Genomic DNA, 24,098 nt, shown 5'->3' with positions numbered 1-24,098 from the left:
CACGCGCTCGCCTCTTCTACCGGAGGTCACCCTCGCGGAGCCGATCATGCGTATCCATCACCTCAACTGCGGCTGCATGTGCCCCCTGGGTGGGGCACTGTACGACGGTTTCAGCCATGGCCTTGCCGCCCACCTCGCCTGTCATTGCCTGCTGGTGGAAACCGACCGGGACGGCCTGGTGCTGGTGGATACCGGCTTTGGCGAAGCCGATCTCAGGGAACGCGGCCGGCGGCTGAGTCCGTTCTTCCGGCTGATGAATCGCATCCAGTACGATCCCGAACTCAGCGCCCTGGCGCAGCTCCGCCGCCTGGGTTTTCGTCCGGGCGACGTCCGCCATATCGTGCTCACCCATCTGGATTTCGACCACGCCGGCGGCCTGGACGACTTTCCCCAGGCCCAGGTCCATGTCCTGCAGCGCGAGTGGGATGCGCAGCGGCAGCGCCATGGCTTCATCGGTCGACGCCGCTACCGTCCGGCACAGTGGCAAGGCATTCGCCACTGGCATTTCCATGAACCCCAGGGCGAGCGGTGGAATGGCTTCGCCAGCGTGCGTGACCTGCCTGGGCTGCCGCCGGAGATTCTGATGATCCCGCTGCCCGGCCATACCCCGGGTCATGCCGGTATTGCCATCCAGCACGACGGAGGCTGGTTGCTGCACGCCGGCGACGCCTATTTCTATCGCGACGAGATGCGCCAGCCCGAACGTCACTGCACACCGGGCCTGAGGTTCTACCAGCGCCTGATGGAAGCCGACCGCGCCAGCCGCCTGGACAACCAGGCGCGCCTGCGCGAACTTTCCCTGCGCCAGGACCTGGGGCTGACGCTGTTCTGCAGCCATGATCTAGTGGAGTTAAAGCGGTTGCAGGAGGGTGAGCGGGCGTAGGCTGCGCTGAGCACGGCGAAGCTCAACAGGACCTAGGCCGAGCTCCTCGATGTTGGGCTTCGACGATAAAGCTGTCTCAACCCACCCTACGCCAGGGTCGGGACCCGTAGCGCAGCGAAGCCCAACAGGGCCAAGCCCCCGTGTTGGGCTTCGACGGTAAAGCCGTCTCAACCCAACCTAGGCAATCACTGGGTAACCCTGCTCCACCGCCTCCCGGCGCCAATCCAGCAGGGGTAGATAAGTCGCCTCTTCCACGGCCGTGACACCGTCGAGGGCAAGGATGTCGGCCAACGCAGGATCGGCGGCCAGGCTGTCGTTCAGGGCCGTGCGCAAGGCCTGCACTTCCGCGTCCGAACGACTGGCGGCGGTGATGAAGGGCAGTGCCGGGCTGGTACGCGTGCGTTGCAGCAGGCGCAGACCGGCGACCCGCGCGGGCTGGGCGCGTTGCAGATAGCCATAGGTCACGGCATCCACCGCCGCCACATCGGCGTGCCCCTGCTGCAACAGCGCCAGACTGTTGGCGTGGCTTTCGCTGACGATCATCTCGCCGAAGAAGCGGGCACGCTCGGCCAGGGGCGCCACGGCGTGGCGCAGCAGATTCATGCCGGTATTGGAATCCAGGCCGTTGAGGGCGACACGCTTGCCGCGCAGATCGGCCAGGCTGGTCGCCTCCAGCGTCTCGGGCACCAGGATGAAGGCGCAGTGCTCGGCCGCCTGGCAACCCTCGAAGCGATAACGCGGCGCCGCGACCAGGCGCACCTGGCCGCGCAGGCGGGTCGCCCAGGGATAGCCGCAGGTCTGGGCCAGCAGCAGCGCGGGATGCGTCCAGAGCGCCGGCAGCTCCTCGGGCGCAGGGTCGAGCGTCTCGCCCAGGCGCAGCGCCACGGCCTCGGCCAGCTGGCGATAGGCGTCGCGCACCTCGGCAGGCTCGACGTACATGGTGAGGGCGGCGACGGTCATGGGCGACTCCAGCACGGGAAACCGCCATTATCCCCTAATCAAGGCGCCTAGAGCGCCGCCTTTACCCGCTCGGCGTTTTCCGCCGGCAGCCAGGACGTCCAGACCTCCGGATGCTCCTTGAGGAAACGCTTGGCCACGACCTGGGCGTCTTCGCGTTTCTCGGCCATGCCGGCGAGGATGCCGTTGAACTGGTCGAGGGGGAATTCGACCTTCTCGAACAGCGCCACCAGGGCCGGCGCCTTGTCGTGCAGGTCGCGGGAGACGCCGATGGTGATCTTGGCCGGCAGGGAGCGTGACGGCAGCGGATCGGGATTCTTCGGATCCGACAGGGTATCCCAGGCCTTCTGGCTGAACGGCGGTTCTTCCAGCTGGACCAGCTTGTAGCGGCCCATCAGCGGGGTCGGCGACCAATAGTAGAAGAGCACCGGCTCGCCACGACGCATGGCGGTAGCGATGGCCGCATCCAGTGCGGGGCCGGTACCGGTGCGGAAGTTGGTGTAGCTGTCGGTCAGCTTGTAGGCCTTGAGCTTCTGGCTGTTGACGATCTCGCAGGTCCAGCCGGTCGGGCAGTTGAGGAAGCGACCCTTGCCGGGCTCTTCCGGATCGCGGAACAACTCCTTGTAGCGCGGCAGATCGGCGACGCTCTTCAGGTCCGGCGCCTTGGCCTGGATGCCCCGCGCGGGATCACCCTTGACCAGGTATTCCGGTACCCACCAGCCCTCGGTAGCGCCCTTGACCGTCTCGCCGACGGCAAAGACCTTGCCGGCCTTTTCCGCCGCGCGCCAGGCCGGACTGCGCCCGGCCCACTGCTCGCCCGTGACCTGGATGTCATTTTGCGCCAGGGCGTTTTCCAGGGTCACGGTGTTGCCCGGCACGCTGTCGGTCTGGCAGCCATAGCCCTTCTCCACCAGCAGGCGCAGCACCTCGGTGGTGAACATGCCGCTCTCCCAGTTGGGGCCGGCGAATTTCACCGTCTGCGGATAGGGACAGCCGCCGTCGGCGGCAAAGGCCAGCGGGGTGATGGCAAGGCTGGCAAGGGTCAGGGCGAGACGCAGGCGCATGGGCTAACTCTCCGACGAGGACGTGGGCCTTTCGACCCCCGGCACTGCCATTCGTCCCCGCGGGCCAGGGCTATTTCACAGCGGACCGCCCTCGGCGGTCTTGCGCAGGCCGGCGATCACCGTCTCGCCGGTTTCCCGGGCCAGCTCGGCGTACCAGGCCTGAGTAGCCAGGGGTTCGTGGCCGTGGGTGATCTCGCAACGCTTGCGCGCCCGCTCGACGATGCCGGCGACCCGTTCCAGCCGGGCCTGCTCGTAGGCCTGCAGGGCCACGCGCGGATCGGCCTCGGCGTCCAGGCAGCGTACCAGCACCCAGGCATCCTCCATGGCCTGGCAACCGCCCTGCCCCAGGTCCGGGGCCATGGCATGGGCGGAATCGCCCAGGAGCGCCACCCGGCCCTGCACCAGGGTCGGCAATGGCCGGGTATCGTGGATCTCCACGCGGGCCACGCCCTGGGGATCCAGTCGTTCGATGAGGCGCTGCACCGGCGGCGCCCAGCCGGCGAAGTGCTCGGCCAGCTCCGCGCGGTAACGGCCGCGGTCGTTGGGTGTGCCCTTGGGCAGGGGTACGTCGAAAAAGAAATAGAATTCGTCGCCGCCCATGGGCATCAGGGAAACCCGCTGGTGCGCCCCGACGAATTGCGCCCAGTCGTGGGCCTCGGCCAGCTCCGGCGCGATCCTCACCCGCCCGTTCCAGTTCACGTAGCCGCAATACTCACGGGTGATGGCCTGGTCCACCACCCGCTCCCGCAGGCGCGAGTGGGTTCCATCGGCAGCGATCAGCAGATCGGCCCGTTCGCGCCGACCGTCGCCAAGGAGCACGGTCACCCCGGTCGCATCCTGCTCGAAGCCGTCGCAACCAACACCCAGGGTCACCCGCTCGGCGCCCACGGCTTCCAGCAGCAGTCGCTGCAGGTGGGCACGGGCGATGGGACGTGCTGGCCGGCCCACGGCCGTATAAAGAGGCAGCAGGCTGAACTGGGTAAGCAACCGTCCCTCGTGGTCCCGGTAGCTCATGGTCTGCATGTCACCGCTGACCGCGGCGATAGCGGACCCGAGCCCCAGGTGTTCGAGTACCTTGACGCCGTTGGGCCAGATGGAAATGGCCGCACCGATGGGGGCGAGATCCTGCGCGCGCTCGAACAGGCGGACCCGGTGCCCGGCCTGCTGCAACGCCAGGGCGGCGGTGAGACCGCCCATGCCGGCGCCGGCGATGATGATGTCGAGAGATGGCATGACAGGCCTCGTTTGGCGGTAACAGATACCCTGAACAAGCAATTTCCTGTCCAAGTGGTCAGGTATTGCCTTCCGGGCGCTGGCCGGACAGCAGAGGCCAGGAAACGCACCAGCCTGGTGCTCTGTGCACCATTAGTCGCTTCGTCTGCAGGCAAGCTGCCCTTCGTCGGCTCGCATGACGCATTCCAGACCTCTTCTATACTCCTAAGGTAGTCGCCAGTCGCGTTTTACCCAGCGTTCGCCATCCATAGAGGCCCGCTTGCGGCGACCACAGCGGGTGAGGAGCAGGATCATGATCAATCATGTCTGGGGCCTGCTGGCCCATCCCGATCGCGAGTGGCAACAGATCCGTCGCGAAGGGGAAACGGTCGGACACTTCTTCGCCCATCATGTCGCCTTCCTGGCGGCCATTCCCGTCGTCGCTTCCCTGGTAGGGACCACCACCTTCGGCTGGCGCTTCGGCGGCGGTGAAGCCCATGTGCTGGACATACCCACGGCGGTGGTCCTGGCGGTCATCAGCTATGCGCTGATCATGGCGGCCGTCGTAGCCATGGGGCATGTGATTCACTGGCTGGCGCGGCGCTATCCGGATCGGCCCAGTGCCAACCGCTGCATCCTCTTCGCCGGCTACGTGGCCACGCCCATGCTGCTGAGCGGTCTGGTGGGCTTCTATCCGCTGGTGTGGCTGTGCGCCATCGCCGGGATCGTCGGCCTGGCCTATTCGGCCTACCTGCTCTATACGGGTATCCCCTCCTTCCTCAATATCGACCAGCGGGAAGGCTTCATCATGTCCGGTTCCACCCTGGCCATCGGGGTGCTGGTGCTGGAGGTGCTGATGGCGACCACGGTTCTGATGTGGGGCTATGGTCCCAAGCTGTTCGGCTGATCGAACGTCACACTGCCGTTAGCAAAAAGCCCGGATGCGTTACCGCTCCGGGCTTTTTGTTGGCGAACGGCTAGTGACGGGAAAAGCCGTAGAGATCCATGGCCAGGATGCGATGGGCGATGCCGTCGTGATGGACGCTGAAGGTGCCCTCGGGGTCGGCCGCGCCCAGGGCGACGAACAGCGGCAACAGGTGCTCGTCGGTGGGATGGGCCTGGCGGGCCTGCGGCGCCTGACGTCGGTAATCGAGCAAGGCGTCCAGGTCCCGCTCGCGCAGGCGGGTCTGCATCCATTGCTGGAAGTCCCGCACATAGCTGGGGGAGTCGGCGCCGCCACGGCGGAAATCACCGAGATTGTGGGTCAGGCTGCCCGAGCCGATCAGCAGGGTGTCCGCCGGTAGCACCCTGGCCAGCGCCTGGCCCAGGGCATAGTGGTAGTCCGGCCCGCGGGCAGCGCTCATCGACAGCGGCACCACGGGGATCCGAGCGTCGGGATAGAGATAGCGCAGCGGCACCCAGGCGCCATGATCCAGTCCTTGCTCGCCCGTCTCGGCCTCCCAGCCCTGATCACGTAGCCCTTGCGCCAGCTGCTCGGCCAGGGCCGGAGCGCCAGGCGCGGGATAGTCCAGGTGGTAGAGGGCCTCGGGAAAGCCATAGAAGTCATGGACGGTAGCCGGCCGCTTGGCGCTGCCGAACAGCGGAACCCGGGTATCGAAGTGCGCCGAGACCACAACGATGGCGGCCGGGGTCGGCAGCGACCGTCCCAGGTCGCGCCAGGCCGTTCCCGCCGCGCCGGCGTCGAGCGCCTCCATGGGCGAACCGTGAGAAACGAACAGGGTGGGAAGCGACATGGTGGCGACCTCTGAGCAGGGTTCAGGAACGCTTGCGGGCATCCCAGGAGAGCTGGCCAGCGCCCAGCAGTGCCAGGGCGGCGGCGGTCACGGCGAGAAAGACCGGATATTCCCAGCCGCCATGGGGATTGGAGAAGGACCAGCCGTTGCCGAAATGGACCGTCGCGGCCGCGAACAGTTGGACGGCGGCGACTGCCGCGACCGGACGCACCCAGGCGCCGAGGATCAGGAGTACGCCCGCGCCCAGCTCGAAGAAGGTGACCGGATAGGCCAGCCAGCCGGGAAAGCCCACCGAGGCGAAGAAAGCCGCCGTGCCCGGCAGGGTGAACACCAGCAGCTTGGTCAGGCCGTGGGCCAGGAACATGGCGCCCAGGGCCAGGCGCAGCAACAGCGGGGCATAGGATGCAGTACGGTCGGTCATGCTGATTCTCGAACGGAGGAAGGATGACGCTATTGTCCTGTTTCCAGCACGCGAATAAAGGCGCACCCTGGGAATGAACTGTGCACGCTATGGAAACAATCCTTGGACACTCTGAGAGCCTTGCAGGCCTTCATCAAGATCGTCGAACTGGGCAGCCTGACCGCCGCGGCGGAGCGGCTGGAGCTGTCGCGCTCGGCGCTTACCAAGCACCTGGCGGCCCTGGAGCGCCACTACGGCACTCGGCTGCTGCAACGCACCACCCGCACCCTGAGCCTGACCGAGGCCGGGCGTACGCTGCATGAAGGACTGGTCCCGCTGCTCGGTGATCTGGAGGCCCTCGAGCAGCGCCTGCAGGAAGGCCACGAGCGGCCCCAGGGGCGGCTCAGGGTCAGTGCGCCCCTCACCTTTGGCGTACGTCACCTGGCGCCGCTGGTGAGTAGCTTCCTGCATGAATATCCCGAGGTCGCCATCGATCTGGAGCTGAGCGATCGCCAGGTGCGCCTGGTCGAGGAAGGCTTCGATCTGGCCGTGCGCATCGGCGACCTCAGCGACTCCAGTCTGGTGGCGCAGCCCCTGGGAGCGGTCGAGCTGTTCATCTGTGCCGCACCCGCCTATTTGCAGCGCCATGGTCGCCCCGAGCATCCCACCGCCTTGCGTGAGCATCGTTGCCTGCTCTACAGCTACGCCAGCGATGGCGATCTCTGGGAATTCCAGCGTGAGGGGGAGCGCCTGCAGGTCAAGGTCAGCGGTCCACTGCGCGCCAACAATGGCAGCGTCCTCCACCAGGCGGCGCTGGACGGCCACGGCATCATTCGCCAGCCGGATTTCCTGGTGGGCGATGACCTGGCGGCGGGTCGCCTGGAGCGACTGTTCGCCCCCTGGTACACCCAGGCCATCGCCATCCACGCCCTCTATCCCCATCGGCGCCTGGTGCCGGCCAAGGTGCGGCTGTTCATTGCCTGGCTGCAGCGACATCTGGTCACGCCCGAGCACCTGAAAAGACTGCCGTAGGTCGCCGCCGAACGGTCGTTGGAGGGGGCTTCGCAGCCTCACGGGGCTTGCCTAGAATCCGTGCCTGTCCCGCCGGCCCTGCCGGTTCCTACGATGGCTGTCGTCCATGTCGACCGAGAATCCCTGCCTCAGCTGTGGCGCCTGCTGCGCCCATTTTCGCGTGTCTTTCTATTGGGGCGAATGCCAGTCGGCAGGCGGCCTGGTGCCCGACTACCTGACCGTCGCGATCAGCCCGCACCTGGTGGCCATGCAGGGCACCGAGCAGAAGCCGGTACGCTGTGCGGCCCTGCTCGGCGAGGTGGGCTGCGGCACGCGCTGCACCGTCTATGAAAACCGTTCCAGCACCTGCCGCGAGTTCACCGCCGCCTGGGAGTACGGCGAAGCCAATCCGCACTGCGATGCCGCCCGTGCGGCCTATGGCCTGCCGCCCCTGACGCCACCGTTGCAGCCGCATATCTCGCCCGACCGCGTAGCTTAGGCACTGTAGGAAAACTGCCTGCGCTCGGTGATGCTTCGTTGAAAAACCTCTGGATCGCCAGCCCGGTCGGAATGCTCATTTACCACTCGTAAACTCCGCTTCCTCAAGGTTTTTCGCCTCGCCTCACCATCGCTCGGCGACTTTTCGTTCAGCGACTAGAGGAAACCAAACGGCCATTGCCGCTGCCCAAAAAGGCGACGGTTGGGCTGTGAAGCGTGGAAAATGCAGTGCGGATCAGGTTTTCACGCCCCTGCCAGATCGAATACCCTATCGTTCTTTCGCCCGCTATGCGTATCCTGTAGCGCCGAACAACAAGGCTGCTTCAACCGGCCACGTAGAGGCTCACAAAGGCTCTACGCAAGGCAAAGCTGCCGCTATACTGCCTGGCCAATACTCACACATGGAGTTTTTACATGAATAAAGCTGAGCTGATCGACGCCATTGCCGCGTCTGCCGACCTGCCCAAGGCCACCGCTGCCAAAGCCCTGGACGCCTTCACCACTGCGGTGACCGACGCCCTGAAGCAAGGCGACAGCGTCAGCCTGGTCGGTTTCGGAACTTTCGCAGTAAAAGAGCGCGCTGCTCGCGAAGGCCGCAACCCGCAGACCGGTGCCACCATCAAGATCGCCGCTGCCAAGCTGCCCGGCTTCAAGCCCGGCAAAGGCCTCAAAGACGCCGTCAGCTAAGACTGCGTTGGTCGATTCTTGTCTTCCGGGCGCTTCAGAGCGCTTCGGAAGACAGTCCCCCGCTCCACCAGCCTCTCCCCCGCCTCACCTCTCCCTCAAGCCCTAGTGGAAATCCCGACTCGACACCATGAGTTCGTCGAGCAAAGGACTCAGGTCGGTCAAGCGACCGGCGATCAGGTGCTGCACCCCCGCTTCCCGTTCCAGATGCCCCTCGACCTGTAGCAATCGTGCCTGCAACAACGGTCGCCGCTGCTGTTCGCCCACCGCGCGCCAGACCACCACATTGAGCATGCCGTGCTCGTCTTCCAGGGTCACGAAGATCACCCCGCTGGCCGTGCCCGGTCGCTGTCGTCCGCGTACCAGTCCGGCCACCCGCACCAGGGCACCGGGTCTGATCTCGTCCAGCTCACGGAAATCCCGGCAGCGCCGGGCCTGGAGTTCACCGCGCAACAGGCTCAGCGGATGGGGTCCCAGGGTGGTGCCCAGCATGCGGTAGTCGGCATGCACGTCCTCCGCGACGCTGGGTGCGAGCAAGGCCGGGCGTTCCTCCAGGGCGCTGTCCGCCGACGCGAACAGCGGCAGCTGGCGCTCCACCCCGGCCATGGCCCAGCGTGCCTGATGGCGATCCCCGGCCAGCTCCGCCAGGGCGCCGGCCTCCGCCAGCTGTCCGCGCGCCCGGGCATCCAGCTCGGCCCGACGACAGAGGTCCTCGACGTCGCGAAAGGGCTGCGTACCCCGTGCCGCTACCAGGCGCTGGCCAGCCGCTTCCGCCAGCCCCTGTACCAGGCGCAGGCCCAGGCGGATCGCCGGCTGATGGCCGGCACTCGCCTCCAGCCGGCAATCCCAGTCGCTGGCCTGCACGGTCACCGCGCGCACCTCGATGCCGTGGCGCCGGGCGTCCTGCAACACCTGATCCGGACTGTAGAAACCCATCGGCCAGCTGTTGACCAGGGCACAGGCGAAGGCGGCCGGCTCGTGGCACTTGAGCCAGGAGCTGGCATAGGTCAGCAGGGCGAAGCTGGCGGCATGGGATTCGGGAAAGCCGTAGCTGCCGAAGCCCTTGATCTGCTCGAAGAGGCGCGCAGCGAATTCCGGGCGATAGCCGCGCTCGACCATGCGGCTGTGCAGCCGTTGGCGATGGGGTTCGAGGCCGCCGTGGCGCTTCCAGGCAGCCATGGAGCGGCGCAACTGATCGGCTTCGCCGGGCGTGTACTGGGCGGCGACCATGGCGATCTGCATCACCTGTTCCTGGAACAGCGGCACTCCCAGGGTGCGCTCCAGGGCTGGACGCAATTCGTCATGGGGATAGTCGGCCTCCTCTTCCCCGTTCCGGCGGCGCAGATAGGGATGCACCATGTCGCCCTGGATGGGGCCGGGACGGACGATGGCCACCTCGATCACCAGGTCGTAGAGGGTTTGCGGCCTGAGGCGCGGCAGCATGGCCATCTGGGCGCGGGATTCGATCTGGAATACCCCCACCGTATCGGCGCGGGAGATCATGGCGTAGGTGGGCGGGTCTTCCTGGGGCAGGCTGGCCAGGGTCCAGCGCTGGCCGCGCCAGCCGGCGACCAGATCGAAGCAGCGGCGCAGGGCGCTGAGCATGCCCAGGGCGAGGATGTCGACCTTGAGCAGGCCCACGGCATCGAGGTCGTCCTTGTCCCACTGGATCAGGGTGCGTTCGGGCATGGCGGCGTTTTCCACCGGCACCAGCGTCGCCAGGGGCGCTGCGGAAATGACGAAGCCACCGGGATGCTGGGAGAGGTGCCGGGGAAAGCCGATCAGTTGGCCGGCGAGGATGAGCACTCGCTGCAGCAGCGGGCTGTCCGGGTCGAAACCCGCTTCGCGCAGACGCTGCGGACCGGGGATCTCGTCGGTCCAGCGCCCGGCGCACCCGGACAGGGCGTCGAGCTGGTCGCCCGGCAGGCCCAGGGCCTTGCCAACATCGCGCAGGGCGCCGGCGGCGTGATAGGTGCTGACCACCGCGGTGAGCGCGGCCCGCTCGCGCCCATAGCGGCGAAAGACGTACTGGATGACCTCTTCGCGCCGCTCGTGCTCGAAATCGACGTCGATATCGGGCGGCTCGTCGCGCTCGCGGGAGATGAAGCGCTCGAACAGCAGATTGCCGGTGAGCGGATTCAGCTCGGTGATGCCCAGCACATAGCAGACCACCGAGTTGGCCGCCGAGCCGCGGCCCTGGCAGAGGATGTGCTGGCGGCGGGCGTAGTCGACGATGTCGTGCACGGTGAGGAAGTAGTTCTCGTAGCCCTTTTCGGCGATCAGCGCCAGCTCCCGGGCCACCTGGTCGGTGACCCTTTCCGGCGCGCCTTCCGGCCAGCGCCAGGCCAGGCCACGGCGGGTCAGCTCGGCCAGCCAGGCGCCGGCCGTCGCGCCGGCGGGTATCACCTCCTGGGGATAGCGATAGCGCAACTCGCCCAGATCGAAGCGGCAGCGGGCGGCGATCCTCAGGGTCTCGGCGCGCAGCGCCGCGGGATAGAGGCTTTCGAGCACCGCCAGCGGGCGCAGATGGCGCTCGCCGTTGGGATGCAGGCGATAGCCGGCCTCGGCCACCGGCAGGTGATGGCGGATGCCGGTGAGCACATCCTGCAGGGCCCGGCGCCCGCGGGTGTGCATGTGCACGTCGCCACAGGCCACTGCCGGCACGCCCAGTTGGGTGCCCAGTGCCTGCAACTGCAGGAGTCGGGCGGTATCGTCGGCGCCGCGCAGCAATTCGACGCCGAGCCAGAGGCGCTCGGCGAAGACCTGCTTGAGCCAGGCGCCTGCCTCGGCCACGGGTTCTTCTCCCGGCAACCAGATCGCCAGCAGCCCGGGCAGTGGCGGCTGCAGATCCGCGCGAGCAAGCTGGTAGCGGCCCTTGGGCGCACGACGGCGCGCCCGGGTGATCAGGGCGCAGAGGGTCTCGTAACCCGACAGATCCTCCGCCAGCAGCACCAGCCGCAGGCCATCGTCGAGGGTCAGCTCACTGCCGACGATGAGTGGCAGCCCGACCTGACGCGCCGCCTGCCAGGCACGGACGATGCCGCTCAGGGTGCCTTCGTCGGTGATGGCCAGCGCCGCGTAGCCCAGCGCCTTGGCGCGCTCGAACAACTCCAGGGCGCTGGAGGCACCGCGCTGGAAACTGAAATTCGACAGGCAATGCAGCTCGGCATAGCCGCTCATGCGAACCAGCCCTGGATCCACCAGGGCGTCTCCTCGCCATAGCGGCGAAAGGCCCAGGCCTGGCGTCCGTCGGCCACCTCGATGCGATAGTAGTCGCGGCGCTGGTCGCCCCCGTCCCACCAGCCACTTTCGATGCGTTCAGGGCCCGCGAGGACGCGGCGTGGCTGACCGTCGAGGGGACGCGGTTCGCTCAGCAGCCAACCCGGACGCAGACCGGGCAGCGCGGTCTCCAGGCGTCGTTCCGGGCGCCAGACTAGGGCGCGCTCGGGACGGTGATCCGCCTGGATGCCAAGACCGAGTACCGCTGCTTCGCCCAGCCGGGCACGCAGGCGCTCGCGCAATACTTCCCAGCCCACGGCCTGGGCCGGGCGTTCGTCGAACAGACCATGGCGTTCCGGCACGAAGAGCGGCAATTCCTCGCTTTCCAGGCGCAGCGCCAGTACCGGCGCCACCACCTGCAGCTGTTCGAGACGACCTCGGGCGAATTCGAATAGCAGGGCGGCATCGCGCTCGGGCGCCAGCAGGCCGATGGTGAGGGCGGTGGCCGGACCCTGGCGATGCTCCAGCCAGAGCAGAAAGCGCTGCACGCCACGGTCGCGACTGGCCAGCCAGGCGGCCAGGTCGGCGGTGAGGCGGCGCAGCGGGAACAGCAGGGCCTGGTGGGATTCCACCTCGAAATTGAGCTCCACCCGCGTCACGAAACGGTCGGGGGGTCGATAGAATTCCAGCGCCAGGCTGCGGCTGCCACCCAGCAGATCCAGCTGCTGCAGGAGCTCCGGGGTGAAGCGGCGGGCCAGGGCGGCCCTGGGCAGGGCCTTGAGCTGCGCCAGGCGGCGGATGCCCATGCGTGCCAGCGCCTGGGCCTGCTGGGGAGCGAAACCGGCCCGCTCCACCGGGAGTCGATCGAGCAGACGCGGCAGCTCCTCGGTGGAGGCGGCCAGACCATCGGCGACATTGGTCAGCACCCGCGCCGCCACCGGATTGGGCGCCAGGGCCAGCCGATGGCGAAAACCCAGGCCCTGGAGCTCCTGGCGCAGGCGCCGTTCCAGCCGCGGCCACGGCCCCAGCAGCGGCAGACTGGACTGCACCTCCAGCAGCAGCGCCCGGGGGTAGTGGCGGCTGACCTGGGAACTGAAGCCATAGCCCCAGGCCGCCAGCAGCGTCTCGGCCGTCTCGATGAGCGCCGGATCGTGCTCCTGCTGCTCGAAGTCGCGGGTCAGCGCCTGGGCGGCGGCCAGGGTCAGGCCCGGGCGCAGTCCCAGCGCTCGGGCGGCCGGATTGACCGCCTGCAGCAGCCGCCGGTGCGGTGGTCCGGAGAGCAGCACCAGCGGCTGCTCCGGCTGCGGATGACGGCGCAGCACGGCATCCAGCGCCAGCTGCGGAAAGAGGATGCAGGCCCAGCGCATGGCCAGCTCAAGCGCCGCCGGCCAAATCGAGCACCCCAGGTTGCCCGCCCCGGCATTTGCGGATGTGCAACCGTTCCAGGGGGGCCCGAAGTTCCAGGCGCAAGGCCGCTGGCGAAGGATTGTCCAAGGCAGCGGCCGGACGCAGGGCGAAGGCCAGGGTGCGACCGCTCTCGGCGGCGACCTGCAACCGGCGCAACTGGCGATCGTCGGCGCGCTCGGGCCAGCAGAGCACCGCGCCAAAGCAACCCGAACGCAGGCATTGCTCGGCGGCCCAGAGCACCTCGGCGCCCTGGGCGCGGATCACCACCAGGGAATCCAGCGCCACCCCGGCCGCCTGCCAGGCCAATGGATAGGGCGACAGCGGCGGCGCGATCAGGGCGATGCGCTCGGCGGCCTGGCTCAGGCGCGCCAGGGTCGGCCAGAGCAGCCGCAACTCGCCATGGCCGGGGCCGGCGAGCAGCAATTCGGTGAGGGCCGCCTCGGGCCAGCCGGCGCCAGGCAGATAGGCATCCAGGGCAGCGACCCCGGTGGGCTGACCACTGCGCCGGGCTTCGGGACTGGTCTGCCCCTTCCACAGGCGCCGCTCCTCGAACAGCCGGGCCAGGCTGGCGCCGCCGCCGCTCATGCCGCCAGACCTGCAGGGGTGTTGTCCATGGCCATCGCCTCTATCTGTATATGCATACAGTATTAGAGGCGATTTGCATCGAGGTCAAGTCGAACCGCTGTGCTGGTCGATGAGGGGCCATCCGAATCCAGATCACACCGCAGGCAACCACCATTGTTCGAGGGCATGGCGGAGGCGATAAGGCTGTCAACTGACCTGTAGCGCCGGGCATCTGGCAGTGCACTCGATGGTGGGCCAGGAGGCACTGGATGCCCGCAAGATGAAGAACATGAAGATTTCGACAGCCATTGGCAAGGTCGCGGGGTCCTTGCGCCGACGTCAGCCGTCCAGTCACCGGCTCCGTCCCGAGCACGCGCCGGTACTGGGAGTCGTGGCAGGCATCTTGTATCCTGCGGAAGACACTTCGAGTGCCCGGAGGGCCTCATCATGCGTTCACTGCTCTATGGCCTGCTGCTCGCCAGTGGCGTCGTGGCCGCTCAAGATGTCTACAAGTGCGTGGACGACCAGGGCCGGACAACCTATACCCAGGGCGCCTGCCCAACGAATAGTCAGATCACCACCATTCCGCTGCAGAGTCTGCCCGACAGCAACGGCTTCACGCCGCCGCCCAGGCCCGCCGCGCCTCCGCCGGTCAGTGCGCCGCGCGAGGTCACCGTGGTACCCGCCCCCGCTTCCAGCCGCCAACGTCCGGTCGACGACGTCACCGTGGTCGGCGGCTCCTCGTCCTCTTCCAGCTCTCGTCAGGAAACCGAGGTGCGCGGCTCCGGCATCATCTATCAGCCGGTGCCGGTCTACATCGACCGCCGGCCACGCAACGAGACCTGGCACATGGTGCCCCATCCCCAGGCCCAGCAGCCCCAGCCGCCAGCGCCTCCACCGCCGCCGAACCGGGGCATCCCCATCGATCGCTAGCGCTACAGCTTGTGCAGGAAGTTGACGACGAACTTGCGCCCCTCGGTGCGGTTCTCGGCGTCCTGCTCGAAGTAGCTGTTGACGGTGACCAGGTTCTCCCGGGAAAAGGCGTAGGTGAAACCCGGGCCCCAGGCCCAGACCTTTTCCCGCCGCCCGCTGACGTCATGCCCGTCCACCTGGGTGTCGGTGATCTGCCGGAGCCAGTAGCCGCTCAGGCCGACGCTGAGCCGATCGTTCAGCGCGTACTGGGTGGCGAAGTTGGCGTGCAGCGCCTGGCCGGCCCGGGTATCGGACACATCGCCGAAGCTGCGTAGCGGCTGGTCGTTCCTGCCATTCCACAGGTACCAGAAGCGTCCGGTCACCGACCACTGCGGCGTCAGCCAGTAGGTGGTGGCGTAGTAGGGATTGAAGGACCAGAAGTTGCTGCCCGGATTGATCGCCCGGTCGCGGTCGTAGCGACCGGTGGGGGCGACGATCTCGGCCTCGATACGCTGCGCCCAGCGCGGTCCGCCATCGGGGCGGGTGGTGGTGGGCAGTTGCAGGAAGGCGCCCAGGGTCAGGTCCCCTACCCCTTCGCGGGCGCTCAGCGCCTGGCCGCCGAGGCCGTCATCGACATCGGCATGGGCCAGCCAGGGCAGGATGGCGGTGAAGCCGGGCATGGCGCCATTGGCCAGGGGCTGGCCGAGGTAGATCAGCTGGGTGACCGGGGCGAAGGTGGTCAGCTCCTGCTTGGGCAAGGGCAGCTTGCGCCCGTCCTGGTCGTTGAAGCGGCTGGTCTTGCCATAGATCAGGTACTCCGACAGGTACCAGCCGGGGCCATCCGGCGCCGGCGCGCCATCGTAGAAACTGGTGGAGCCGAGATTGAGACCGGGCAGATCGTAGGCCTGGACCTGCAGGGAGGCGAGACTGGCCGCGGCCAGCAGACCGAATTCGAAACGTGTGCGCATGACGTCGTCCTGGAATTGTTCTTGTTGTGGGAAAACGCGATCACCACGCCCGGGCAGGCGCGGTGATCCGGGTCAGACGTAACTGGCGGCGAGACCGCCATCCACCGGCAGGTTGGCGCCATTGATCCAGCGCGAGGCATCGCTGCAGAGGAAGGCAATGGCCTCGGCCACCTCGTCGGCCAGCGCCGGGCGCAGCATGCGCTGGCTGTCGCGGGCGACGCGCTCTTCGCCGAGCATGCTGACGAAGTCGCCGAGGATGGGGGTGAATACCGGCCCGGGCGCCACGCAATTCAGCCGCACGCCGAATTCGCGGAACCAGGTCTGGGACTGCACGAAGCTCCAGACGATGAGCGCCTCCTTGAAGTACTGGTAGCAGGTGGCCTGGTCCACCGGATGGGCTTCCAGCCAGGCCTGGGCCTGGGCGAAGTCGGCGATCTGCGCCAGCGCGCGATGCTGTTCCAGGCGCTGTGGCCATTCGGCGCCGAGGATGGAGGCGACGTTGACGATGGCGCCACCCTGCCCCAGCCGCGCGACCAGTTGCTGGCTGAGCAGCCGCAGGCCGAGATAGTTGACTCGCGCCACGGCCTCCCGGGGCGCCGTGCCCGGCACCCCGGCGACGTTGCACAGGCCGTGCAGACGCTCCGGCAGGCGGTTGACCAGGGCGGCGATGCTGTCGGGATCGCCCAGGTCGGCCTGGTGAAAGTCGTCCAGGCTGAGTTGGGGCTGATTGCGATCGACGCCGATCACATAGGCGCCCTGAAAGCGCGCCAGACGCGCCAGTTCGGCGCCGATGCCGGAAGCCACGCCGGTGACGACCAGGGTCTTGCCATACAGGGTCATGGGATTTTCCTCTTGTTGTTATTGGTTGGGTAACACGGGCTAGAAGGGATAGCGTGGCGGCTCGGCATGCTCGGTCACCCACTGCCACTGGCTGTAGTCGTCCCAGTTGCACAGGCCGCCGACGCTGCCGCCATTGCCGGACTGGCCACGCCCGCCGAAGGGATTGACCACCTCGTCGTTCACCGTCTGGTCGTTGATGTGCAGCATTCCGCACTCCAGGCGTTCGCCCAGGGCGCGGGCGCGGGCCAGGGAGCCGGAGAGCACGCCGGCCGCCAGGCCGTAGGGGGTGCGATTGGCCAGGTCGACGGCCTCGGCCTCGCTGGCGAAGGTCACCACGCTGGCCACCGGACCAAAGATTTCTTCGTCGAAGGCGCGCATGCCGGGACGGACACCGCTCAGTACGGTCGGGGCATAGAACAGCCCTTCATGCCGGCCGCCCTGCTCCAGCAGGGCACCGGCAGCGAGGCTGTCGGCGACGATGCCCTGTACCCGTTGCAGCTGCCGGGCATTGATCAGCGGACCCAGCTGGGTCGTGGGTTCCAGCGGATCACCCAGGCGCAGGGCGGCGGCGCAGGCGACCAGGCGTTCGGTGAAGGCGGCGGCGAGGCGCTGGTGCACCAGGATCAGCCCGGTGGCCATGCAGATCTGGCCCTGGTGCAGGAAACTGCCCCAGGCGGCGCAGCCGACGGCGCGGTCGAGATCGGCGTCGTCGAGCACGATCAGCGGATTCTTGCCGCCCAGCTCCAGGGCCACCTTCTTCAGGTGGCGCCCGGCGCTTTCCGCCACCTGGCGCCCGGCCTGGGTCGAGCCGGTGAAGGCGATCATCCGCACCTGGGGATGGGCGCAGAGCGCCGCCCCGGCCTCGGCGCGACCGGGCAGCACCTGCAGCACGCCCTTGGGCAGGCCGATGGCCTCGAACAGTCGGGCGATCAGGATGCCGCCGCTCACCGGCGTCTGGTGATCCGGCTTGAGCACCACGGCATTGCCGCAGGCCAGCGCCGGCGCCACGGCGCGCAGCGAAAGGATCAGCGGGAAGTTGAAGGGCGAGATCACCCCCACCACGCCATGGGGTAGGCGGCGGGCATAGGACAGCGCCCCGCGCTCGCTGGGCAGGACCACGCCATGGGGCTGCAGCAACTGGCCGGCGACCTGTTGCAGGATGACCCCGGCTTCGCGCAATTCCAGCTCGGCCTTGGGCAGGATGCCGCCGGTCTCCCGGGCGATCAGGGGTGCCAGTTCGGCGCGCTGCATTTCCAGCTGCGCGGCGGCGGCCAGGAACAGCCCGGCCTTTTGCCGCGCTGTCCAGGCGACCCAGGCCGGTTGCGCCTGGGCCGCCTTGGCGCAGGCCTGGTCGATGTCGGCGCCACTGGCCAGGCCGGTGCAATGCAGGGGCTGGCCAGTGGCGGGTTCGACGACCTCCAGGATGCCGCCCTGGGCGGCGATCCAGTCGCCATCGAAAATCCGCTCGCGCCAGGGTGCGCCGTCCAGGAAGGGTGTGGATGGTCTGCTCATAGCCTTCTCCTTGTTGTTATCGGGCCACGGTGGGCAAGGACAGGGGAGCAAAGGCTGTGCCCAGCCCGGGCTGGCAGGAGAAAGAGCCGTTCAATCAGGGACTTGCTGATTTAGGTGGACAAAGACACCCGGCCTACCCGGCAAACGTCTTGCTCAAAAGATAAAGTTATGAGGTATAACCTTTCTCTCGATTGCGCATTTGCGCAATTACTCCGGGAGTCCTGCCATGGCCCTGTCCGAACGCCTGTCCCTCAACGCCTTGCAGCAGGTCGCGCCGGGCCTGCACCGGGGCGACAGTGCCGCCTGGGACGGCAGCGCCAGCCCGACCCAGGCGGAACTGGCCGAGTGCCTGTTCTTCTCGCCCGGCGATGGCCGCATCTGGCTCAATGACCAGCGCATGCTGCTGGTGCACGCCTCCGCCTTTGGTGCCCTGCGGCGCGAGTTGATCGGCGCCCTGGGTCAGGAGCGCGCCCGCGGTCTGCTGACCCGGGTGGGCTATCTTTCTGGGGTAAGGGACGCCGAACTGGTGCGCAAGCGCTGGCCCCAGGCCGACGCCGCGGCCATCTTCGCGGCCGGTACCCGCCTGCATGGCCTGGAGGGTCTGGTGCGGGTCGAGCCGCTGCATTTCGAATTCGATGTCGACCAAGGGCGCTATGGCGGCGAATTCCTCTGGCATCACTCGGCCGAATGCGACGAGCACCAGATCGCCCACGGTCAGGGCAGCGACCCGGCCTGCTGGATGGAGATCGGCTATGCGATCGGCTATGTCAGCAGCCTGTTCGGCCGCCTGGTGATCTTTCGCGAGGTGGAATGCCGCGCCATGGGCCACCACGTCTGCCGGGTCGAAGGCCGCAATGCCGAACGCTGGCCCGATGTGGCGGAAGACCTGCGCTATCTCAATGCCGCTGGCGACGGCGCCCCCGCGACAGCCGCCACGGAACGCCTGCCCGCGCCCCTGCCCCACGCCGCCGACGGCCAGCAACCGCTGGTGGGCGCCTCGGCGGCCTTCAACAGCGCCTTCCAGGCCCTGCAGCGGGTCGCCCCGACCCCGGCCACGGTGCTGCTCACCGGCGAATCCGGGGTGGGCAAGGAATTGTTCGCCAGCCACCTGCACCGCCTCAGCCGCCGCGCCGACGGCCCCTTCGTCGCACTCAACTGCGCGGCCATTCCCGAGAATCTCATCGAAGCCGAATTGTTCGGCGTGGAGCGCGGCGCCTACACCGGCGCCAACCAGTCCCGCGCCGGGCGCTTCGAACGCGCCCAGGGCGGCACCCTGTTTCTCGACGAGATCGCCTGCCTGAGTCTGCCCGGCCAGGGCAAGCTGCTGCGCGCGCTCCAGGAGCGCGAGATCGAGCGGGTCGGCGGCAGCCGCACCCTCAAGGTGGACGTGCGCGTGATCGCCGCCACCAATCTGGACCTGCGCGACGCGGTACGCCGCGGCGACTTCCGCGAAGACCTCTTCTATCGCCTCAACGTCTATCCCATCGGCATCCCGCCCCTGCGGGACCGCCGCGACGACGTGCCGCTGCTGGTGGATCTGTTCCTGCGGCGCTTCTGCGCCGCCTACGAACGTCCGCCGGTGGGCCTGACCATGCGCGCCCTCAAGGCCCTGCTGCGCTACGACTTTCCCGGCAACGTGCGGGAATTGCAGAATCTGGTGGAGCGCGGGGTGATCGCCAGCGATCCGGGCGAACTCATCGACCTGCCCCACCTGTTTCGCGGCGAATCGCTGCCGGCCGACCTCCTGGAACCGGCGCCGCAGACAGCCAGCTGGCTGGAACGCCTGGGCGTGGACGGCAAACGCCCGCTGCACCTGGGACAGCTGGAAGCCGAGCTGCTCGACGAAGCCCTGGCGCGCAGCCAGGGCAACGTGGCCGCCGCGGCGCGACTGCTCGGCCTGAGTCGTGCCCAGTTCGCCTATCGCCATCGCCGCGCGCGCCAGGATCTGGACTAGAATGACCCCTCGATACCCTCCTCTCGCCATCTCCGACGGAAGCCCTTCCCGCCGATGAGTTCCCCCGACGACGCCACGCCCCTGGACCCTGCCGCCACCCCCTGGCTGGACACCGCCGTAGGCTATGCCCTGCGCCGCGCCCAGATGAAGATGTTCCAGCACCTGGTGGACAGCCTGGCCGCCTATGACCTGCGCCCCGCCCAGTTCACCGCCCTGGTGATCCTCGAACAGGAACCGGGCCTGATGCAGGCCGACCTGGCCCGGCGCCTGGCCATCGAGCCACCGCAACTGGTGCTGCTGCTGAACAAGCTGGAACGCCAGGGCCTGGCCGAGCGGGTACGGGGCACCCAGGATCGCCGCGCCTACGCCCTGCACCTCACCGAGCAGGGCCGTGCCCTGGTGGGTGAACTCAAGGAACGCGCCGCCGCCAGCGACCGCGCCGCCAGCGCGCCGCTGGAGGATGCCGAACGGGCCGAGCTGTTGCGTCTGCTGCGCAAGCTCAATGGGGAATTGGGCTAGGTCGATTTCGAGGTGCGCCTTGAGTCGGTATTCGCCCAGATACGGCAAAATCGTCCAGGACGACTGCAATCCTGTGGCAACGAACTGTGGCGTAGTCAGTATCCAGAGGCTGCCGAATTCGACAGTGACTTTCGCTATGCAGGCTTCCTATACTGAGGTCACCTGATCGAACGAGCAGCCTCTGCCAGGGCGTCCAATCCTACGTTCGCAGGAAACCCGGTGTGGCAGCGCCGGGTTTATCGTTTCATGCCCTGAGCGTCCTTCCGTTCGAATCCGCCTGCTCAGCTCGTGGCCAGCTAAGAGTGGGCCAAAAAGATAGATTTCAAGCTCGAACCTCTCCTATGGCTAGCCCCCTCTCCCTTTGAGAGAGGGCCGAGGCACCGCCCCGTTGGGCTTCGCTGCGATCAACCGCAACCTACGAAAAACTGACCTATGTCCAGCTTCCCCCTCTCCCGCCGGGAGAGGGCCGGGGTGAGGGACACCAGCAGCGCCCGAGGCACCGCCCTGTTGGGCTTCGCTGCGCTCAACCGCAACCTACGAAAAGCTGACCTATATCCAGCTTCCCCCTCTCCCCCCGGGAGAGGGCCGGGGTGAGGGTCAACCTGACCCTAGGCGCCTCCGGTCCGCTCGCGGATAATGCGGCTCCCCGTCCGCTCAGGAGACATCCAGGTTGAATACCCTTCGTCCGCGCCCGGAAGTTGCCGGCGTCGCCTCCGCCGACCGCGTCCTGACCGTGCTCACCGCCTTTCGCATCGGCGATTCGGCCCTGAGTCTCGCCGAGCTGACCACCCGCACCGGGCTGATCAAGAGCACCATCATGCGCCTGCTGGTCTCGCTGGAGACCTTTGGCCTGGTCACCCGCCTCGCCGACGGTCGCTACATGCTGGCCAGCGAAGTGGTACGGCTGAACGCCATCTACCAGGACGCCCACGATGTGGAGCGCCACATCATGCCGCGCCTGCATCAGCTGACCGAAGAGAGCGGCGAGACCGCATCCTTCTATGTGCGCCACGGCGCCTATCGCCTCTGCCAGTACCGGGTGAATTCGCCGCATCGCCTGCGCCTGCACCTGCAACCCGGCGACATGCGGCCCATGGACGAGGCGGCCAGCGCCCAGGCCCTGCAGACCTCCCATGAGGTCGCCAAGGCCGGGCTGACGCCCTATTACTCCTGTGGTGTCACCGATCCCCATGCCGCATCCCTGGCGCTGCCGATCTATGGCGCGCAGGAAGAGCTGCTGGGCGCCCTGGTCATCTCCGGTCCGGCCAACCGCCTTACCCAGGAACGCGCTCGCGCCCTGCATGGGGTACTGGGTGCCACCGCCGACGAACTGACCCGCAGCCTGGGCGGCAAGCCACTGTACGGCTCGACCGTCAAAAACCGTACAGACTGACCGGGTTGTCGCGCAGGATGGCGGTACGCGCCTGTTCATCGGGTGCCCAGTCGGCCAGCAGGTCGAAGATACGGCCGTCGTCCGGCTTGTGGCCGGCCGCCACCGTGGGGTGCGGCCAGTCGCTGCCCCACAGCAGCCGCTCGGGATGGCGCCGCACCAGCTCCCGCGCCACGGCGCCGACATCGGCATAGTCCGGCGGACCACTGCGCGACCTGATGTAGGGTCCCGATAGTTTCACCCAGGTACGACCACCGTCCAGCAGCCGTCCCAGCACGGCGAAGGCCGCCGACTGCACGCCTTCCGGCTGGGGCACATGGCCGAGGTGATCGATCACCAGTCGCGCCGGCAGGCGTTGCAGACGGCTCTCCAGCTCCACCAGCTGATTACCCGGAGCGACCACCTGGACGTTCCAGCCCAGTTCGTTGACCCGTGCGGCCAGGGGCTCCAGATCGTCCAGGTCGGCACCCCCATAGCTCAGGTTGAAGCGGATACCGCGTATCCCGGCCTGGTGCAGCGCCTGCAACTCGGCAGCGGTGATGGCTTGGTCGATCACCGCCACCCCGCGGGCCTGGCCGCCGCTGCGGGCCAGACCGTCGAGCAGGCAGCGATTGTCGGTGCCATAGGTGGACGGCGTGACGATCACCAGGCGTTGCAGCCCCAGCAGCGCCTGCAGCTGGCGGTAGTCGTCCAGGGAGGCATTGGGCGGCAGCAGCTTGGCGCCGGGCGCGGCCGGATAGCGGTCGTCGTAGAGATGCATGTGGCAGTCGACGCTGCCGGCCGGCGGCTTGAGCCGGGGCGCCGTCTGGATACTGGAAAAGGGTGTGGAGGCCTGGGCCCCCAGGGTGTTGAACAGGCACAGAACGGCACCCGTCTGGGCGCTCGCTTGCAAGAAGCGCCGACGATTGAAGGTCATGAAGAATTCCTCGAGCGGCCGGCCAGCCCGAGCGGGCCGGCCGTGACAGGTCCTAGCTGGCGTTGGCGGTTGCGGCCTGAGCTTCGGCCTTGGCGCGCATGGCCTTGCGGCCCATGACCAGCACCAGCAGACCGCTGATGGCGCACAGGGTGGCCAGCGGCAGTACCGCCAGGGCATGGCTATGGGTGGCACCGTGGATGGCGCCATAGACGTTGACCATCACCCCGCCGCCGATGAGGTTGGCCAGGGCGCCGATGGCGGCCAGACCCGCCGCGGCGGTAGAGGACGACAGCCAGCCCGAGGCCAGCGCCCAGAACGGTCCCTTCATCGAATAGGCACCGATCAGCACCAGGCTCAGCAGGATCACCGTGGCGGCCAGCGACGAGGTGAACATGCCCGCCAACAGACCCACGGCGATCAGCAGCATGGTGAGCGAGGTGTGCCAACGACGTTCGCCGGTGCGATCCGAGCTACGGCCCCAGAGGACCATCGCCACGGAGGCCAGGCCATAGGGAATGGCATTGGTGAGGCCGACCTCCAGATTGGACAGGCCAAAGGACTTGAGCAATTGCGGCGCCCAGACGCTCATGGTGCTGCCGGCCGCCGAGGCGCCCGAATAGATCAGCGCCATCACCCAGATATCCTTGTGCTTGAGCAGTTGCCAGAGGGAGATATGGCCGATGCTGGTTTTGCGTCCGCGCTCTTCGGCCAGCTTGAGCGTCAGCCAGCTGCGCTGCTCGTCGCTCAGCCATTTGGCCTGCTCCGGGCGGTCGGTCAGCACGAACAGGCAGGCGATACCCAGCAGTACGGCGGGGATGCCTTCCAGGATGAACAGCCAGTGCCAGCCACGGATACCCAGCCAGCCGTCCATGCTCAGCAGCAGGCCGGAGAGCGGCGAGCCGAGGAAATTCGCCCCCGGTATCGCCACCATGAAGAGGGCGACCATGCGCGCCCGGTAGTTGGACGGCAGCCAGTAGGTGAGATACAGCAGCACCCCGGGAAAGAAGCCGGCTTCCGCAGCGCCCAGCAGGAAGCGCATCACGTACAGCGAGTTGGCGCCCTGGACGAAGGCGGTACCGGCCGAGATCAGCCCCCAGGTGATCATGATCCGGGCGATCCAGATCCGCGCACCGAAGCGTTGCAATGCCAGGTTGCTCGGCACCTCCACCAGGAAATAGGAAAAGAAAAACAGGCTGCTGGCGAAGCCGAAGATCGCGGGCGTCAGGCTCAGATCCTTGTTCATCTGCAGCGAGGCCATGCCGATGTTGCCGCGGTCGATGATGGCGATGAGGTAGCAGACGATCAGGAACGGCAGGATGCGCCAGGCGACGCGGCGCATGGTCGCGCGTTCCAGTTCGCTGACCGGGGACGTGGGGGTAGTCATGAGAGCTCTCCGTCTTATTGTTGTGGAGATCGCGTGGCAGGCGGCCCCGT

22 protein-coding genes are annotated in these 24,098 nt (G+C 67.6%); 9 read left to right on the top strand and 13 right to left on the bottom strand.

Annotated elements, in window-relative coordinates:
- Positions 1 to 46 precede the first annotated feature (46 nt).
- Complete coding sequence (locus OMP44_RS06035) at positions 47 to 883, top strand: MBL fold metallo-hydrolase (protein ID WP_133859488.1); 837 nt, start codon at positions 47 to 49, stop codon at positions 881 to 883.
- Between the two features lie 177 nt (positions 884 to 1,060).
- Here OMP44_RS06035 and OMP44_RS06030 read toward each other — a convergent pair whose 3' ends face one another.
- From OMP44_RS06030 to hpxO, 3 genes are all read right to left on the bottom strand, one after another.
- On the bottom strand, positions 1,061 to 1,843 hold the full coding sequence (locus OMP44_RS06030) for a phosphate/phosphite/phosphonate ABC transporter substrate-binding protein (protein ID WP_280306982.1): 783 nt from the start codon (positions 1,841 to 1,843) through the stop codon (positions 1,061 to 1,063).
- A 47-nt stretch (positions 1,844 to 1,890) separates the two neighbouring features.
- On the bottom strand, positions 1,891 to 2,904 hold the full coding sequence (locus OMP44_RS06025) for an ABC transporter substrate-binding protein (protein WP_133859490.1): 1,014 nt from the start codon (positions 2,902 to 2,904) through the stop codon (positions 1,891 to 1,893).
- 75 nt (positions 2,905 to 2,979) lie between these two features.
- On the bottom strand, positions 2,980 to 4,137 hold the full coding sequence (hpxO, locus tag OMP44_RS06020) for an FAD-dependent urate hydroxylase HpxO (protein WP_280306980.1): 1,158 nt from the start codon (positions 4,135 to 4,137) through the stop codon (positions 2,980 to 2,982).
- A 292-nt stretch (positions 4,138 to 4,429) separates the two neighbouring features.
- On the opposite strand from hpxO, the gene OMP44_RS06015 reads away from it, so the two are divergent.
- Positions 4,430 to 5,023, top strand: a complete 594-nt coding sequence (locus OMP44_RS06015; protein ID WP_187978921.1) for a Yip1 family protein — start codon at positions 4,430 to 4,432, stop codon at positions 5,021 to 5,023.
- Positions 5,024 to 5,093: 70 nt separating this feature from the next.
- Here OMP44_RS06015 and OMP44_RS06010 read toward each other — a convergent pair whose 3' ends face one another.
- A complete protein-coding gene (locus tag OMP44_RS06010; protein WP_280306978.1) occupies positions 5,094 to 5,870 on the bottom strand; it encodes a DODA-type extradiol aromatic ring-opening family dioxygenase in 777 nt (258 codons plus the stop codon).
- Between the two features lie 22 nt (positions 5,871 to 5,892).
- Positions 5,893 to 6,291, bottom strand: coding sequence for a DoxX family protein (locus OMP44_RS06005; protein ID WP_273861138.1), 399 nt, complete (start codon positions 6,289 to 6,291; stop codon positions 5,893 to 5,895).
- 102 nt (positions 6,292 to 6,393) lie between these two features.
- Between OMP44_RS06005 and OMP44_RS06000 the strand changes: the two genes are divergently transcribed.
- From OMP44_RS06000 to OMP44_RS05990, 3 genes are all read left to right on the top strand, one after another.
- On the top strand, positions 6,394 to 7,302 hold the full coding sequence (locus OMP44_RS06000) for a LysR family transcriptional regulator (protein ID WP_187978918.1): 909 nt from the start codon (positions 6,394 to 6,396) through the stop codon (positions 7,300 to 7,302).
- Between the two features lie 106 nt (positions 7,303 to 7,408).
- The gene (locus OMP44_RS05995) at positions 7,409 to 7,780 is read left to right on the top strand and encodes a YkgJ family cysteine cluster protein (protein WP_273861139.1); all 372 of its coding nucleotides are present in this window, start codon (positions 7,409 to 7,411) and stop codon (positions 7,778 to 7,780) included.
- Between the two features lie 413 nt (positions 7,781 to 8,193).
- On the top strand, positions 8,194 to 8,466 hold the full coding sequence (locus tag OMP44_RS05990; protein WP_007159052.1) for an HU family DNA-binding protein: 273 nt from the start codon (positions 8,194 to 8,196) through the stop codon (positions 8,464 to 8,466).
- 102 nt (positions 8,467 to 8,568) lie between these two features.
- On the opposite strand, the gene OMP44_RS05985 is transcribed toward OMP44_RS05990, so the two are convergent.
- From OMP44_RS05985 to imuA, 3 genes are read right to left on the bottom strand one after another with little or no spacing between them, the layout of a single operon-like run.
- Complete coding sequence (locus OMP44_RS05985) at positions 8,569 to 11,643, bottom strand: error-prone DNA polymerase (RefSeq protein WP_273861256.1); 3,075 nt, start codon at positions 11,641 to 11,643, stop codon at positions 8,569 to 8,571.
- On the bottom strand, positions 11,640 to 13,049 hold the full coding sequence (locus OMP44_RS05980) for a Y-family DNA polymerase (RefSeq protein ID WP_280306971.1): 1,410 nt from the start codon (positions 13,047 to 13,049) through the stop codon (positions 11,640 to 11,642). Before OMP44_RS05980 ends, OMP44_RS05985 begins: the two co-directional genes overlap by 4 nt.
- A gap of 7 nt (positions 13,050 to 13,056) precedes the next feature.
- Positions 13,057 to 13,674: a translesion DNA synthesis-associated protein ImuA gene (imuA, locus tag OMP44_RS05975; RefSeq protein ID WP_280306970.1), complete on the bottom strand. Its 618-nt coding sequence runs from the start codon at positions 13,672 to 13,674 to the stop codon at positions 13,057 to 13,059.
- A gap of 426 nt (positions 13,675 to 14,100) precedes the next feature.
- Between imuA and OMP44_RS05970 the strand changes: the two genes are divergently transcribed.
- A complete protein-coding gene (locus OMP44_RS05970; RefSeq protein WP_133859499.1) occupies positions 14,101 to 14,586 on the top strand; it encodes a DUF4124 domain-containing protein in 486 nt (161 codons plus the stop codon).
- A gap of 2 nt (positions 14,587 to 14,588) precedes the next feature.
- On the opposite strand, the gene OMP44_RS05965 is transcribed toward OMP44_RS05970, so the two are convergent.
- The 3 genes from OMP44_RS05965 to OMP44_RS05955 form a co-directional block, all read right to left on the bottom strand.
- A complete protein-coding gene (locus tag OMP44_RS05965) occupies positions 14,589 to 15,533 on the bottom strand; it encodes a SphA family protein (RefSeq protein ID WP_280306968.1) in 945 nt (314 codons plus the stop codon).
- Positions 15,534 to 15,605: 72 nt separating this feature from the next.
- Positions 15,606 to 16,373: a coniferyl-alcohol dehydrogenase gene (locus OMP44_RS05960; protein WP_280306967.1), complete on the bottom strand. Its 768-nt coding sequence runs from the start codon at positions 16,371 to 16,373 to the stop codon at positions 15,606 to 15,608.
- A 39-nt stretch (positions 16,374 to 16,412) separates the two neighbouring features.
- Positions 16,413 to 17,885 (bottom strand): benzaldehyde dehydrogenase, encoded by a 1,473-nt coding sequence (locus OMP44_RS05955; protein ID WP_280306965.1) that lies wholly within the window; start codon positions 17,883 to 17,885, stop codon positions 16,413 to 16,415.
- Positions 17,886 to 18,111: 226 nt separating this feature from the next.
- On the opposite strand from OMP44_RS05955, the gene OMP44_RS05950 reads away from it, so the two are divergent.
- From OMP44_RS05950 to OMP44_RS05940, 3 genes are all read left to right on the top strand, one after another.
- Positions 18,112 to 19,839: a sigma-54-dependent Fis family transcriptional regulator gene (locus OMP44_RS05950; RefSeq protein WP_187978911.1), complete on the top strand. Its 1,728-nt coding sequence runs from the start codon at positions 18,112 to 18,114 to the stop codon at positions 19,837 to 19,839.
- A gap of 54 nt (positions 19,840 to 19,893) precedes the next feature.
- Positions 19,894 to 20,358 (top strand): MarR family winged helix-turn-helix transcriptional regulator, encoded by a 465-nt coding sequence (locus OMP44_RS05945; RefSeq protein ID WP_187978910.1) that lies wholly within the window; start codon positions 19,894 to 19,896, stop codon positions 20,356 to 20,358.
- Positions 20,359 to 21,028: 670 nt separating this feature from the next.
- Positions 21,029 to 21,751 carry an IclR family transcriptional regulator gene (locus OMP44_RS05940; RefSeq protein WP_280306964.1) on the top strand — a complete coding sequence of 241 codons (723 nt, stop codon included), beginning with the start codon at positions 21,029 to 21,031 and terminating at the stop codon, positions 21,749 to 21,751.
- On the opposite strand, the gene OMP44_RS05935 is transcribed toward OMP44_RS05940, so the two are convergent.
- Both OMP44_RS05935 and OMP44_RS05930 read right to left on the bottom strand, forming a co-directional pair.
- Positions 21,732 to 22,664: an amidohydrolase family protein gene (locus OMP44_RS05935; protein WP_280306963.1), complete on the bottom strand. Its 933-nt coding sequence runs from the start codon at positions 22,662 to 22,664 to the stop codon at positions 21,732 to 21,734. The genes OMP44_RS05940 and OMP44_RS05935 overlap by 20 nt on opposite strands.
- 52 nt (positions 22,665 to 22,716) lie before the next feature.
- A complete protein-coding gene (locus OMP44_RS05930; RefSeq protein WP_187978908.1) occupies positions 22,717 to 24,048 on the bottom strand; it encodes an MFS transporter in 1,332 nt (443 codons plus the stop codon).
- Between the last annotated feature and the right edge of the window lie 50 nt (positions 24,049 to 24,098).

Origin of the sequence: Pseudomonas flavocrustae (assembly GCF_029872515.1) — a bacterium.
Lineage (GTDB): Bacteria > Pseudomonadota > Gammaproteobacteria > Pseudomonadales > Pseudomonadaceae > Chryseomonas > Chryseomonas aestiva.
Note: the sequence above shows the minus strand (reverse complement) of the source record. Positions and strands in the feature narration are given on the sequence as shown.

Excerpts from the sequence above, each read along its gene's own strand:
- OMP44_RS06035 (WP_133859488.1), top strand. The coding sequence starts at position 47 with ATGCGTATCCATCACCTCAACTGCGGCTGCATGTGCCCCCTGGGTGGG.
- OMP44_RS06030 (WP_280306982.1), bottom strand. The coding sequence starts at position 1,843 with ATGACCGTCGCCGCCCTCACCATGTACGTCGAGCCTGCCGAGGTGCGC.
- OMP44_RS06025 (WP_133859490.1), bottom strand. The coding sequence starts at position 2,904 with ATGCGCCTGCGTCTCGCCCTGACCCTTGCCAGCCTTGCCATCACCCCG.
- hpxO (WP_280306980.1), bottom strand. The coding sequence starts at position 4,137 with ATGCCATCTCTCGACATCATCATCGCCGGCGCCGGCATGGGCGGTCTC.
- OMP44_RS06015 (WP_187978921.1), top strand. The coding sequence starts at position 4,430 with ATGATCAATCATGTCTGGGGCCTGCTGGCCCATCCCGATCGCGAGTGG.
- OMP44_RS06010 (WP_280306978.1), bottom strand. The coding sequence starts at position 5,870 with ATGTCGCTTCCCACCCTGTTCGTTTCTCACGGTTCGCCCATGGAGGCG.
- OMP44_RS06005 (WP_273861138.1), bottom strand. The coding sequence starts at position 6,291 with ATGACCGACCGTACTGCATCCTATGCCCCGCTGTTGCTGCGCCTGGCC.
- OMP44_RS05995 (WP_273861139.1), top strand. The coding sequence starts at position 7,409 with ATGTCGACCGAGAATCCCTGCCTCAGCTGTGGCGCCTGCTGCGCCCAT.
- OMP44_RS05990 (WP_007159052.1), top strand. The coding sequence starts at position 8,194 with ATGAATAAAGCTGAGCTGATCGACGCCATTGCCGCGTCTGCCGACCTG.
- OMP44_RS05985 (WP_273861256.1), bottom strand. The coding sequence starts at position 11,643 with ATGAGCGGCTATGCCGAGCTGCATTGCCTGTCGAATTTCAGTTTCCAG.
- OMP44_RS05980 (WP_280306971.1), bottom strand. The coding sequence starts at position 13,049 with ATGCGCTGGGCCTGCATCCTCTTTCCGCAGCTGGCGCTGGATGCCGTG.
- imuA (WP_280306970.1), bottom strand. The coding sequence starts at position 13,674 with ATGAGCGGCGGCGGCGCCAGCCTGGCCCGGCTGTTCGAGGAGCGGCGC.
- OMP44_RS05970 (WP_133859499.1), top strand. The coding sequence starts at position 14,101 with ATGCGTTCACTGCTCTATGGCCTGCTGCTCGCCAGTGGCGTCGTGGCC.
- OMP44_RS05965 (WP_280306968.1), bottom strand. The coding sequence starts at position 15,533 with ATGCGCACACGTTTCGAATTCGGTCTGCTGGCCGCGGCCAGTCTCGCC.
- OMP44_RS05960 (WP_280306967.1), bottom strand. The coding sequence starts at position 16,373 with ATGACCCTGTATGGCAAGACCCTGGTCGTCACCGGCGTGGCTTCCGGC.
- OMP44_RS05955 (WP_280306965.1), bottom strand. The coding sequence starts at position 17,885 with ATGAGCAGACCATCCACACCCTTCCTGGACGGCGCACCCTGGCGCGAG.
- OMP44_RS05950 (WP_187978911.1), top strand. The coding sequence starts at position 18,112 with ATGGCCCTGTCCGAACGCCTGTCCCTCAACGCCTTGCAGCAGGTCGCG.
- OMP44_RS05945 (WP_187978910.1), top strand. The coding sequence starts at position 19,894 with ATGAGTTCCCCCGACGACGCCACGCCCCTGGACCCTGCCGCCACCCCC.
- OMP44_RS05935 (WP_280306963.1), bottom strand. The coding sequence starts at position 22,664 with ATGACCTTCAATCGTCGGCGCTTCTTGCAAGCGAGCGCCCAGACGGGT.
- OMP44_RS05930 (WP_187978908.1), bottom strand. The coding sequence starts at position 24,048 with ATGACTACCCCCACGTCCCCGGTCAGCGAACTGGAACGCGCGACCATG.